Origin of the sequence: Roseomonas sp. CAU 1739, from assembly GCF_039839775.1 — a bacterium.
GTDB lineage: Bacteria > Pseudomonadota > Alphaproteobacteria > Acetobacterales > Acetobacteraceae > Neoroseomonas.
Window position 1 is genome coordinate 443,531 of sequence record NZ_JBDOQQ010000002.1, and the last position, 12,174, is coordinate 455,704.

Annotated in this window: 13 protein-coding genes; 8 read left to right on the plus strand and 5 right to left on the minus strand. The window is 69.4% G+C overall.

Annotated elements, in window-relative coordinates; genetic code table 11:
- Positions 1-99: 99 nt before the first annotated feature.
- The 3 genes from AAFN86_RS05740 to AAFN86_RS05750 form a co-directional block, all read right to left on the minus strand.
- Positions 100-984 (minus strand): VOC family protein, encoded by an 885-nt coding sequence (locus AAFN86_RS05740; RefSeq protein ID WP_347542269.1) that lies wholly within the window; start codon positions 982-984, stop codon positions 100-102.
- Complete coding sequence (locus tag AAFN86_RS05745; protein WP_347542270.1) at positions 981-1,637, minus strand: glutathione S-transferase family protein; 657 nt, start codon at positions 1,635-1,637, stop codon at positions 981-983. The genes AAFN86_RS05740 and AAFN86_RS05745 overlap by 4 nt, the downstream gene beginning before the upstream one ends.
- Before the next feature lie 158 nt (positions 1,638-1,795).
- A complete protein-coding gene (locus tag AAFN86_RS05750) occupies positions 1,796-2,995 on the minus strand; it encodes a cation:proton antiporter (protein ID WP_347542271.1) in 1,200 nt (399 codons plus the stop codon).
- 96 nt (positions 2,996-3,091) lie between these two features.
- Between AAFN86_RS05750 and AAFN86_RS05755 the strand changes: the two genes are divergently transcribed.
- The 8 genes from AAFN86_RS05755 to AAFN86_RS05790 all read left to right on the plus strand — a co-directional run bounded on the left by AAFN86_RS05755 (position 3,092) and on the right by AAFN86_RS05790 (position 9,635).
- Positions 3,092-4,426, plus strand: coding sequence for an aspartate aminotransferase family protein (locus tag AAFN86_RS05755; protein WP_347542272.1), 1,335 nt, complete (start codon positions 3,092-3,094; stop codon positions 4,424-4,426).
- Positions 4,427-4,434: 8 nt separating this feature from the next.
- Entirely contained in the window at positions 4,435-5,211 is a 777-nt protein-coding gene (locus AAFN86_RS05760; RefSeq protein ID WP_347542273.1) for a hypothetical protein, read from the plus strand.
- The gene (locus tag AAFN86_RS05765) at positions 5,172-6,242 is read left to right on the plus strand and encodes a CobW family GTP-binding protein (RefSeq protein ID WP_408906581.1); all 1,071 of its coding nucleotides are present in this window, start codon (positions 5,172-5,174) and stop codon (positions 6,240-6,242) included. Before AAFN86_RS05760 ends, AAFN86_RS05765 begins: the two co-directional genes overlap by 40 nt.
- 130 nt (positions 6,243-6,372) lie before the next feature.
- On the plus strand, positions 6,373-7,377 hold the full coding sequence (locus AAFN86_RS05770) for a WD40 repeat domain-containing protein (RefSeq protein WP_347542276.1): 1,005 nt from the start codon (positions 6,373-6,375) through the stop codon (positions 7,375-7,377).
- A gap of 6 nt (positions 7,378-7,383) precedes the next feature.
- Positions 7,384-8,208, plus strand: a complete 825-nt coding sequence (locus AAFN86_RS05775) for an aldo/keto reductase (protein ID WP_347542277.1) — start codon at positions 7,384-7,386, stop codon at positions 8,206-8,208.
- A 402-nt stretch (positions 8,209-8,610) separates the two neighbouring features.
- Positions 8,611-9,021: a DUF3775 domain-containing protein gene (locus AAFN86_RS05780; RefSeq protein WP_347542278.1), complete on the plus strand. Its 411-nt coding sequence runs from the start codon at positions 8,611-8,613 to the stop codon at positions 9,019-9,021.
- A 21-nt stretch (positions 9,022-9,042) separates the two neighbouring features.
- A complete protein-coding gene (locus AAFN86_RS05785) occupies positions 9,043-9,216 on the plus strand; it encodes a hypothetical protein (RefSeq protein WP_347542280.1) in 174 nt (57 codons plus the stop codon).
- Complete coding sequence (locus AAFN86_RS05790) at positions 9,213-9,635, plus strand: hypothetical protein (protein WP_347542281.1); 423 nt, start codon at positions 9,213-9,215, stop codon at positions 9,633-9,635. Before AAFN86_RS05785 ends, AAFN86_RS05790 begins: the two co-directional genes overlap by 4 nt.
- On the opposite strand, the gene AAFN86_RS05795 is transcribed toward AAFN86_RS05790, so the two are convergent.
- Both AAFN86_RS05795 and AAFN86_RS05800 read right to left on the minus strand, forming a co-directional pair.
- Positions 9,622-10,344 (minus strand): DUF1194 domain-containing protein, encoded by a 723-nt coding sequence (locus AAFN86_RS05795; RefSeq protein ID WP_347542283.1) that lies wholly within the window; start codon positions 10,342-10,344, stop codon positions 9,622-9,624. The two genes, AAFN86_RS05790 and AAFN86_RS05795, sit on opposite strands and share 14 nt — an antisense overlap.
- A 497-nt stretch (positions 10,345-10,841) precedes the next feature.
- Complete coding sequence (locus tag AAFN86_RS05800) at positions 10,842-11,990, minus strand: DegT/DnrJ/EryC1/StrS family aminotransferase (RefSeq protein ID WP_347542284.1); 1,149 nt, start codon at positions 11,988-11,990, stop codon at positions 10,842-10,844.
- Positions 11,991-12,174: the final 184 nt, after the last annotated feature.

A 12,174-nucleotide genomic window follows, 5' to 3' on the forward strand; every position in this document is an offset into this window, starting at 1 on the left:
TTTTGACACCTGGGAACTGACTTCCGCGGTCAGTCTCCAACCGACAGAAAAAGGAGGGGGTTCGGGGGAGTTCTCTCCCCCGACCTTTCTGCCTTCCTGTCACGCGAAGACCACCGCCGCCCCGGCGGCGTATTCCGGCGGCACCATCACCCCGGCCGGTGCCTCGGTGGTGGGCATGCCCGCGAGCACGCGCCGCGCCGCCGTACCCGCGTCCGAGGTGCGGATCACCATCCCCGCCATGAAGGGCGAGGCCGGCGGAATGACGCCAGGCAGGACGGTGGACAGGGCGGCTTCGGTCAGGATGCGGACGCGGGTTTCCATCACCGGGGCGAAGGGGCCAGCCGCGGCCGCCGCGCCGGGCAGGCGCAGCAGGAAGCCGCCGGCCGGGTCGGGTTCCACCGGCAGGCCGCACAGGCGCGACAGCCGTGTCGCGGTCTCTGCCGGTTCCACGGCGGACAGGATCACCTCCTCCAGCGCGATCGCGTTGTTGGCGTGGTCCATCCATTTGGGGTTCCACACGAGTTCGGGCGTCAGGTGGCGGATCAGCTGGACGCGGCCCTCGGGTGGGTCAGGGAAGGGCAGGCGGGCGAATTTCGCGATCGGGCCGCCCTTTTCCACTGGCCGTTCCAGCCAGGCGATGCCGGGGATGTCGATTCCCGCCGCGCGCATCCGGGCGAGGTTCGCTTCCTCATCCGTGACGGCCAGCGCCAGGATGTGCATGCCCGCATAGCGGTCGAGGAACCGGTTGAGCGTGTTGTCGTACAGCGACGGGTCGAGGATCGCGATCAGCTCGATATAGCCATGCTTCAGGAAGGCGCATCGATTGCCCGACCCCCACGGCTCCACCGGCAGGTCGGGCCGCCGCCTGCCCGATTGCTGCGCGATGGGTGACAGCGCGAAGCCGAGCCGTTCATAGGCGGCGGTCAGCGGGCCGAGGTCGCGCGCGGCGACGCCGACATGATCGAGGGCGACGGCGGTGTTCATGCGGGCGGGTTCTCGTGCTTGTCGATCAGCCAGGCGGCGGGTTCGGCGGCGGCCTCGGCGTACCAGCGTTCCATCAGCGGATGGGCGCGGACAGCGGCGACATAGGCGAGGGAGGTTGCGGTCAGCGCCGGCTGCCAGGTCAGGAAGCGGGTGGCGACCGGGGCATACATCGCATCCGCCGCGCCGAAGGTCGCACCGAACAGGAAAGGACCGCCATGGGCTGCCAGCGCGGCGGCCCAGATCGCCTCGATCCGGGCGATATCGGCCAGGGCTTCGGGCGTGCGGCCGCGGCCGGCAAAGGTGCGGCCGATATTCATCGGCATGGACATGCGCAGGCCACGGAAGCCGGCATGCATTTCCGACGCGATGGCGCGGGCATGGGCGCGGGTTGCGCGGTCGGCGGGCCACAGTGCCGGGGCGATCTCCGCGCAATATTCGACGATGGCGAGGCTTTCCCAAACCTTGGCGCCGTCATGTTCCAGATAGGGCACGGTGCCGGACGGGGTTGCCTGCTGCACCGCGGGCGTGGTGCCGCCGGCCAGCGGGATCACCACTTCCTCGACGTCCAGCCCGGCCAGATGCACGGCCAGCCAGCCGCGCAGCGACCAGGACGAATATCGCTTGGTGCCGATGACGAGGCGACCCTTGGCCATGCGTGCGCCCTCCTCCTGGCGCCGGCGGACCATGGCATGCGGGCGGCAGTGCGCGAAGGCCGGTCCCGCGGCGTGATCCGGAATAGTGGATCATGCCGTGGGCCCGGTTTGAGCGATTGCTGTACCGCTTCGGCGGTTCCGCCTTCGTGGGTCAGGCGCTATCGCGCCAGCCGGTGCAGGCCGAGCGTCGGATAGACCAGCATGGTCAGCACGCCGCCGCCGACCAGGCTCGCCGCCTGCCAGCCCGGCATCACGCCGCCCTGCACCGCGATGGCGGCGATGGCGACCACCAGCGGCAGCTGCGTGCCGGCATGCAGCGCCAGGGCCTGGCGGCGCGGCCCGTCCAGGTCGCCGCGTGCCAGCAGCAGGACCGGCAGCCCGCGCACCGCCAGCATCAGGGCGGCGAAGACCGGCACCATGGCCAGCGCGCGCATGTCGGTGAACAGTGCCGCGACATCCAGCCTGACGCCGGATGCGATGAAGAAGATCGGGATCAGGAAGCCGTAGCCGAGGCCGTCGAGGCGCGTCAGCAGCGCCTCATGCTGGTGGTGCGGCAGGGCGGCGCGCACCACCGCGCCGGCGACGAAGGCACCGAGCACGAGGTCGATGCTCAATTCCTCCGACAGGGCGATCAGCAGCACCATCAGCAGCATGACCAGCCGCAGCGGGAACTGGCCGGAACTGCCCATGCTGCGCGCCACAACCCCGGCCAGGTGGCCATGGGTGGTCCGCGCCGCGACCATCACCGCCACGGCGGCACCCACGGCGAAGCCGATGAGGATCAAGGCCTGGACCGGCGCGCCGGCCGCACCCGCGAGGATGAGGGAGAGCGCGATCAGCGGCGCGGCCTCCCCGATCGCACCGGTGGCCAGCACGATCGGGCCATAGGGCGGAGCGAGCCGCCCGGCGTCGCGCAGGATCGGCAGCAAGGCGCCGACGGCCGTGGTGGTCAGCGCGAGCGCGGTGAACAGCGGCGCCTCGATGAGCCCGGCCGCGGCCAGGGCGAAGCCCGCGCCGCAGGCCAGCACTGCCGACAGCGCCCAGCCGCGCCAGGCGAGGCGCAGCGGACGGCCCTTCAGCACGTCGGGATCGACCTCGAAGCCGGCAAGCAGGAACAGCACGCAAAGCCCGAGTTGGGCGAGGGTGGTGACGATCGGCCCGGCATGCACCAGGTTCAGCACCTGCGGGCCGATCAGCACGCCACCCGCGATCTCCAGAACCACGCCGGGAATGCCCAGGCGGGGAAGCAGGGCGGGCAGGGCGGCCGCCGCGGTCATGGCGGCGAAGACGGCCAGGACGCTCACCAGATCGACATTGACCATACGCGCCGTCGTGCCCCGCCTGTCCGTGGGCCGCATCGGGCTATGTTTTCCGATGGCGGGCAAGACCTCGCCGCTTGCCCCCGGGGCCCGCAAGGTGTTGTTTGCCGGCCTGCCGAGCCCCCGGAGACCCCGATGAACGAGATCAACGTGCCGCGTCCGAATTCCCTGGACGCCTATTGGATGCCGTTTTCCGACAACAAGTACTTCAAGGGCGACACGTCCCGCATGCTCGCCCGCGCCGAGGGCATGTCCTACTACACGCCCGAGGGGAAGGAGATCCTGGACGGCACCGCGGGGCTGTGGTGCTGCAACGCCGGCCATGGCCGGGTCGAGATCAAGGAAGCCATCCAGAAGCAGGCCGCGATCCTGGACTACGCGCCGACCTTCCAGCTCGGCCACCCGATCGCCTTCGAGGCCGCGGCGCGCATCGCCGAGATGACGCCCGAGGGCATGGACCGCGTCTTCTTCACCAATTCCGGGTCCGAAAGTGCCGATACCGCGCTGAAGATCGCGCTGGCCTACCACCGCGCGCGCGGGGAGGCCGGCCGGGTGCGCATGATCGGGCGCGAGCGCGGCTATCACGGCGTGGGCTTTGGTGGGATGTCGGTGGGCGGCATCGGCGGCAACCGCAAGCAGTTCGGCGCGCTGCTGCCCTATGTGGACCACCTGCCGTCCACCCATCTGCCCGCGAAGAACGCCTTCAGCCGCGGCCTGCCGCAGCACGGCGTGGAACTGGCCGATGTGCTGGAGAACCTGGTCGCCCTGCACGGCGCCGAGACCATCGCCGCGGTGATGGTGGAACCGGTCGCCGGTTCGACCGGCGTGCTGGTGCCGCCGGTCGGCTACCTGAAGCGCCTGCGCGAGATCTGCGACAAGTACGGGATCCTGCTGATCTTCGACGAGGTCATCACCGGTTTCGGCCGCATCGGCACCAATTTCGGCGCCGAGCGGCTGGAAGTGACGCCCGACATCATGACCATGGCGAAGGGCCTGACGAATGCGGCCGTGCCGATGGGTGCGGTGGCGGTGAAGAACGGCGTCTATGACGCGGTGGTCGATGGCGTCGCCGGCGGGATCGAGTTCTTCCACGGCTACACCTATTCCGGCCACCCGCTGGCCGCGGCCGCGGCGATCGCGACGATGCAGTTGCATCAGTCCGAGGACCTGCCCGGCCGGGCGCGCGCCATCGAGCCGTATTGGCAGGACGCGATGCATTCGATGCGCGACGCGCCGAACGTCATCGATATCCGCGACTTCGGCCTGATCGGCGGCATCGAGCTGGCGTCGCGCCCCGGCAAGCCCGGCGCGCGTGCCATGGACGTGTTCCGCCGCTGCTTCGATGCCGGCGTGCTGGTGCGGGTGACGGCGGACATCGTCGCACTTTCCCCGCCGCTGATCGTCGAGAAGCCGCATATCGACCGGATCGTCGGCACGCTGGCCGACGCCATCCGCGCCGAAGCGGCCTGAGGTCGCCCGTGTCCGAGCCGGAAGCGCCCCGCGCGTTGCGCGTGCTGCTGGTCGATCCCATGGCCAGTTCCCGCGTGGTGACGCTGACCATGCTGGAGGAGCTGGGTCACGAGGTGTTGCCGGTCACCGACTGGGACATCGCCGAGGACGTGCTGCTGCGCGAGGATATGGAGGCCGTCGTCATGGCCTTCATCGGCGACGACTTCGACGGCCAGGACGCCGCGCAGCGGCTGCGCGACCGCCTGCCGCCCCAGGCCGACCTGCCGCTGGTGGGCACCAGCGACGGCATGCGGCGCGGGGAGGAGGACGACGCGATGGAGGCGGGTTTCGACGTCCTGCTGGTCCGTCCCTTCACGCCGGAGGAGTTGGAAGCCGCGCTGCGCCAGGCCCAGCGCGACCGCACCCCGCCCCCGCAGCTGGACCCGGAGCGCCGGGTCGCCCTGCGCAAGGACCACGGTCCCGCGGCGCTGGAAGCGCGGGAGGATGCGGCGATGATGGTCCCGGCCTCCCTGCTGGTGCCGTTGCTGCGTGATGGTGGCAAGGCGGCGGATTTCGCCGCCGCCGGCACCGCCGTCGCGGCCGCGATGGACGATGTCGGGGCGATCGCCGCCGCCACCGCCGCCCGCCGCATGGCCGAGAATGCCGATGAGGGGCGGCGGTTCCTCTTCCCCCTCATGTCCGCCATCATCGCGGCGCGGGTTGCCTTGCGGAAGGACCGGTTCACCGCGGCGGCCGAAGACCCCATATGGGCGGCAAGCGTTACACCTTCCGGAGAATCCCCGTGAGCGAAACAACCGCCCGCGACCCCGTGCCCGTCACGGTGCTGACCGGCTACCTCGGCGCCGGCAAGACCACCCTGCTCAACCGCATCCTGACCGAGAACCATGGCAAGAAATTCGCCGTGGTGATCAACGAGTTCGGCGAGCTGGGGGTGGACAACGATCTCGTCGTCGATGCCGACGAGGAAGTGTTCGAGATGAACAACGGCTGCATCTGCTGCACTGTGCGCGGCGACCTGATCCGCATCCTCGGCGGGCTGATGAAGCGGCGCGACAGGTTCGACGGCATCATTCTTGAGACGACCGGCCTCGCCGACCCCGCGCCGGTGGCGCAGACCTTCTTCGTCGACGAGGATGTCAAGCGCGCGACCAAGCTCGATGCCATCGTCACGGTGGTGGATGCGAAGCACCTGGCCGCGCGGCTGGCGGACAGTACCGAGGCGCAGGAGCAGATCGCCTTCGCCGATATCATCGTGCTGAACAAGATGGACCTGGTGACGCCCGCCGAGGCCGACGAGGTCGAGCGCCGCATCCGCGCCATCAACCCCTATGCCGAGATCCGCCGCGCGATCAAGTCCGATGTGCCGATCGATGCCGTGATCGGCCGCGATGCCTTCAACCTGGAACGCATCCTGGAACGCGAACCTGAGTTCCTGTCGGGCGACGACCACCATGAGCATGACGGCGAGGTGAACAGCGTCTCCTTCGAGGTCGACAAGCCGATCGATGCGGAACGCTTCAATGCCTGGATCACCCAGGTGTTGGCGTCGAAGGGCCAGGACCTGCTGCGCACCAAGGGCATCCTGTACTACGCCGACGAAAGCCGCCGCTTCGCTTTCCAGGCCGTGCACATGATCGCCGATGGCGACTTCATCGGCGAGGTGAAGGACGGCGATCCAAGGAAGTCCAAGATCGTCTTCATCGGCCGCGACCTGAACCGCCCGTGGCTGCGGCGTGGCTTCGAGGCCTGCCAGGCCGGCGAGGATGAATCGAAGATCCAGGCGGAGATCGCGCGTTGGACCCCGCCGCCGGCGTGAACCGGGGGGAGAGAACTCCCCCCGCCCCCCCTCCTTTTTCTGGCTCTTGGCGCCAGGCGACGAGGGCCAGCACCAATAGACAAGAAAAGGAGGGGGTTCGGGGGAGTTCACTCCCCCGACCTTTCTGCCCATGAGCGACACTGACTTCCTGCTGGAATCCCGCGGCGACGCCCAGGATCTCGGTGCCTGGGTCATCGGCATCGCCTTCGGTCGCGATGGCGGCTGCGCCTTCGCCCTCGGCGACGGCACGGTACGCCTGGTCGAAGGCTGGCAATCCGTCCCCGCCCATGACGGTGCCTGCCTGTCGATCTGCGCCGATGCCAAGGACGGCGTGCTGACCGGCGGCGATGACGGCCGCCTGATGCGCGTCGCGCCGGATGGCACGACCACCGAGGTCGCGAAGTACGGCAGCAAATGGGTGGATCAGGTCGCCGCCCATGAGTCCGGCCTGCGCGCGGCGGCCGTCGGCAAGGCGGTGCATATCCTGGACGGCAAGGGCGCGGCGCTGAAGTCGCTCGCGCATCCATCCACCGTCACCGGCATCGCCTTCGACGCGAAGGGCAAGCGCATCGCCGCATCGCACTACAACGGCGCGTCGCTGTGGTTCGTCGCGGCCAAGGAGAGCAACCCCCGCCTGCTGGAATGGAAGGGCAGCCACACAGGCGTCGCGATCAGCCCGGACGGGACGCATGTCGTGACGGCCATGCAGGAGAACACCCTGCATGGCTGGCGGCTGGCCGACGGACAGCACATGCGCATGGCCGGGTATCCGTCCAAGACCAAGTCCTTCGGCTTCACCGCCAAGGGGCGCTGGCTGGCGACCGCCGGGGCGGATTGCGTCGTGCTGTGGCCGTTCTTCGGTGGCGGCCCGATGGGCAAGGCGCCGACCGAACTCGCCGGCGGGGATGGCGTGCTGTGCACCACCGTCGCCTGCCACCCGAGCCAGGAAGTCGTTGCCGCCGGCTTCGACGACGGGCTGGTGCTGATCGCCGAGGTCGCTTCCGGCCGCGTCGTGCCGGTTGCCGCGCCGCGCGGTTCGGCGGTGTCGGCCCTGGCCTGGAATGGCGTCGGCTCGCACCTCGCCTTCGGCACCGAGGGCGGCTTCGCCGGTCTCATCGATCTTGCGAAGCGATAGGACGCCATGACCCGTCTCCTCGAGACGAACCTGCTGACGATCCCGCGCATCGGCCTGGGCACCTGGCAGTTGCGCGGGCCAGAGGCGACGGCGGCTGTCGAAAGCGCGATCGGCCTCGGCTATCGCCACATCGATACCGCCGCGATGTACGGTAATGAGGAAGCGGTCGGCGCCGGCATCGCCGGGTCCGGCGTGAAGCGGGAGGAGATCTTCCTCACCACGAAGATCTGGTGGACGGAACTCGCCCCCGATGCGCTGCGCGCCTCGGCCGAGGCCTCCCTGAAGAAGCTGGCGACGCCCTATGCGGACCTGATCCTGATCCATTGGCCCGCCAAGGGGATGGATCTCGCCGCCTCGCTGACGGCGCTGGCGAAGCTACGGACGGATGGGTTGGCGCGGGCGATCGGGGTGTCGAACTTCCCGCCCGGCCTGCTGAAGCAGGCGCTCGACCTGCGCATCGCGCCGATCGCCGCGCTGCAGGTCGAATGCCACGTCTATCTGTGGCAGGAGAAGCTGGCCGCCCTGTGCCGCGCCCATGACCTGGCGATGACGGCCTATTCGCCGATCGCCAAGGCGCAGGTGAATGACGACCCGGTGATGCAGACCATCGCGAAGCGCCACGGCGCAACGCCGGTGCAGGTGGCGATCGCCTGGCTGATGGCGCAGCCGAACCTGGTCGCCATCCCGAAATCGGGGCGCGCGCAGGGGCAGAAGGAGAATCTTGCCGCGGCATCGCTGGCGTTGACGGCGGAAGACCTCGCGGCCATCGCCGCGCTGCCCAAGGGCCGGCGGCTGGTGAACCCGGATTTCGCGCCCGATTGGGCGGCCTGATCGGCGCGGCGTATGGCGAACCGAAGGGGGCCTTGCCCCCCTCCGGGCCACCCCAACCAAAGGCCAACGGGCCTTTGGAATGCGATCTTCCGGCGCGTGGCACGCGTGTCGCCGGGAACGCCTCAGTGTGCTCCCGTGCCCGCCCGGTCCTGCGACAGAAGCGATGCCGGCCACCGCGCGGAATGCGCGCACCGTGCTGACTGCGGCGCTTGGCGCCAGGTGACGGTTTCCAACGGCCCACCGGCCTTTGGTGGGGAGGCTTGGAGGGGCAAGGCCCCTCCAACCTTCAGCGCAACCCTGCCAAGCCCCTTCCCTGCGCAATTCTTCGCGCCAATGGCTGGAAACCCCCCGCCTGCCCATGCTTGATTGCGCCGGTTCCGAACACCCTGGAGAGCAAGACCGATGGCCGCGCAAAGCGATGATGAGGATTTCGACCTCGGCATCAGCCTCGAATCCGTCGCGGCCATCGTCGATGCCGCCCGCGCGGTGCAGGAGACCGAGGAGAGCGGCGCCGACGCGCGCGACGAGGAAGACGAGGAAGGCCTCGACTCCGACGATGATGAGAACATGGATGAGGACGCGCTGCGCGCCTTCATCGCCGACCTGAACGAGGATGAGCAGGCCTCGCTGATCGCACTCGCCTGGATCGGGCGCGGCGATTATTCGGGCGAGGAATTCGAGGAAGCCCGGACCCTTGCGCGCGAGCGCAACATCCGCGACCCGGCCGAATACCTGCTGGGCATCGAACTGCTGGGCGACATGCTCGAGGAAGGGCTGGCGGAGCTGGGCCTGTCGCTCGAGGATACCGACTGAAACCAGCCGTCACTGGCGCTCGTGGCCGATCTGGCGCTATTGGCGGACAACGGCATCCCGGCGCGCCGCAATCCTGCCGCCGGGGTCGCATGCAGTGGTCACCAGATCCGCTTCATGGGGGACGAAACGCAGCGCATTGCGCGGGCCGCTTGCCATGCCCGCGCCACAGGCCTGCCGATGGAGCTGCTGGCATGACGGTGCCGCCACGTTTTTTCCTGCTGTTGCTGCCCTTGTTGCTGACGACCTGTTCCGCCCGCGATTCCGCGACGGCCGATGATGGCCGCCAACAGCTGATCGGCCTGCGCGCCGACGATCTGCGGCTGTGTGCCGGGGTGCCGAACCTGACGGCGCGGTCGGCGGGCGGGGAGTTCTGGACCTATGACCGCACGCCGCCGGCCGCCGGCGTGTCCGCGCCAGTGCCGGTGATCGGCGGCTCGCTGAGCGTGTCGGCCGGGTCGAGTTGCCGGGTCACCTTCCAGCTGGTGGACAACAAGGTGACGCGGATCGGCTATTCGGCGTCGTCCGACCTGCCGATGTCGCAGAATTCCGCCTGCGCGCCGGTGGTGCAGGGCTGCATGCGCCTGGTCACCGAGGGCAGCGTCACGCCGGAATGATGCCCGCCGGCAGGCTGGCGATTTCCCGGATCAGCTTGCGCTTCACGGCGACGCCGAAACTCTCGAAATCCTCGGCGACGATCATGAAGTTGCCGTCGCCGCCGATCACGTTCTCCCGGTAGTAGTCATCGAGCGGAACGGGGGGCATGCGCCCGAAGGTCGGCCGGTCGTTGATGATGGGCAGGCCGTTGATGGTGATGCCCTCGGCCACCGCGGCATCGCGCTGCTGGTCGGCCGGCGGGCCGGAATTGTTCACCCCGTCGCCGGACACGTCGATCACCCGGCGCGTCGCCTCCCACGGGCATTCACCCAGCATCTGGCGGGAATAGCGGATGGCACCCGAAATCGAGGTCCAGGACAGCGAGGTGCGCGGCGCGGCCGCCAGTTCGGCGGCCCAGTCATCGGCCTGCGCCTGGGTGGCGATGCGGCGCCAGGGGATGACTGTGCGCTGGTATTCGATGCCGGCCCATTCGACATAGGCGATGGCGACCGCACCGACCATGCCGCCGCGAACCGCGGCCAGCACCACCGGGTCGGCGATGGCGGTGCGGTAGCCTTCCCGCTGCAACCTGGCCTCGTCCTCGTCGATCGAGCGCGAGACATCGACGGCCAGCACCAGGGCGATGTCGACCGCCTCCTCGGCACGGGCCTGGCCCGGGATGGGAAGTGCCGCGGCACTGGCCGCGGCGAGAAGGATCCTCCGGCGCATCGGTTCCGCCTCGTCACGATGCGCCATGGTGGCGCCGTGCGACGTCGGATTTCAACAATTCTCGCAGGGGATGGAGGCCTGATGCCAACCGCCGAATTCTTCGACCGTTGGTATGGGCTTGGGCCTGCCCTCAGACGCGTCGTGCCGAAGGCACGCCCATGGCGTGACGCGCAAAGCTCCGGTTTGCTTGGCTTTCGCCGGACGACCGGCGGGCCGCCTTCGGGCCTCGGCACGAGTCAATGGCTCGTGCCGTTGGTATGATTGCGGCAGGTCGCCGGCAAAGGCTTGGGCGGGGGCCTGTCCGGGTTGGCGAAACGGGCACCCGGCCAGGCAGGGCGGCCTTGCCACGACGCACCATCCCACCGAGCCCCGAGGATGCCGAAGGCCGGGACCCGGGGCGCCCGGCGGGCCGGCCCGCACGCCATTGGGGCGGCAGGGCGCAGGGTCCGGGAATGCGGGCCCTATACCGGGGGGGCCGGCGCCTTGAAGGATCGGCCCTACAGGGCCGCCAGCACAACGCCGGCGGCCCGCGTTGCATCGGCCTCGCTCATATACGGGTGCATCGGCAGCGACAGGACCTGGTCGCACAGTGCCTCGCTGACCGGGAGCGGCGCGGGGCCGCCGGCGATGCAGCCGGCGTGATGCGCGGCATAGGCCGGCTGGTGGTGCAGCGGCTTGGGGTAGTAGATGCCGCTGCCGATCTTCTGTTCGGTCAGCGCCGCCTGCACGCGCGACCGTGCCGCCGCGTCGGCCAGGCGGATGGTGTAGAGGCCGTAGGCGTTTTCCGCACCGGGCGGCGTAGCCTGAACCCCCACGCGTCCGGCCAGCGCCGCGTCATAGGCCGCGCCGAGGCGCTTGCGCTGCGCCAGCTCGCCGTCGAATAGCGCCAACTTGGCCAGCAGGATGGTCGCCTGGATGGTGTCGAGCCGGCCGTTCATGCCGGTGCGTTCCACCGCATAGCGGGTCTTGCCCTCGCCATGGGTGCGGAGCGACCGGTACAGTTCGGCCCGGTCCGGGTCGTTGGTCAGCAGCGCGCCGCCATCGCCATAGGCGCCCAGCGTCTTGGTCGGGTAGAAGGACAGCGCCGTGGCATGCGCCCAGCAGCCGAGGCGCCGGTTGCCGAGCGTGGCGCCGAAGGCCTGCGCGGCGTCATCCAGGGCGAACATCCCCTCCCGCGCGCAGATCGCCTCGATCGCGGTCCAGTCGGCGGGCAGGCCGAAAAGGTCTACCCCGACCACGGCGCGCGGCTTCAGCCGACCGTCCTTCTTCACCGCGGCGATGCGGCGTTCCAGGTCGGCGATGTCGATGTTGAAGGTCTCGGCCTCGACATCGACGAATACCGGGGTGGCGCCGAGCACCAGCGGCACCTCGGCGGTCGCGGTGTAGGTGAAGGCGGGCAGGAACACCGCGTCGCCGGGGCCCACGCCCTCGGCCATCATGGCGATCTGCAGCGCATCGGTGCCGGAGGAGACGCCGACGGCATGGGCGCAGCCTGCGAAGGCGGCGAGCTTCTCCTCGAGTTCTGCGACCTCGGGGCCGTTGATGAAGCGGCCTGAATCCAGCACCGCGGCGATGCGGCGGTCGAGATCCTCGCGGATCAATGCCTGTTGGGCCTTCACGTCGAACAGCGCGATGGGGGCGGACATGGTTCTTCGAAGCCTCACGCAAAACCGTGAGCGGGGTCTTAGACCCACCGGCCGCGTCGGGTGAAATCACCCTTGGTGTCGTTGTGCAACGCAGCACCCACGCGCCAATAGCGCGGCAGGCGGGAGAAGACCATTCGGATCACGAGAATGACCTTTTCACTGATGATTGGAATGATCGGGTCCG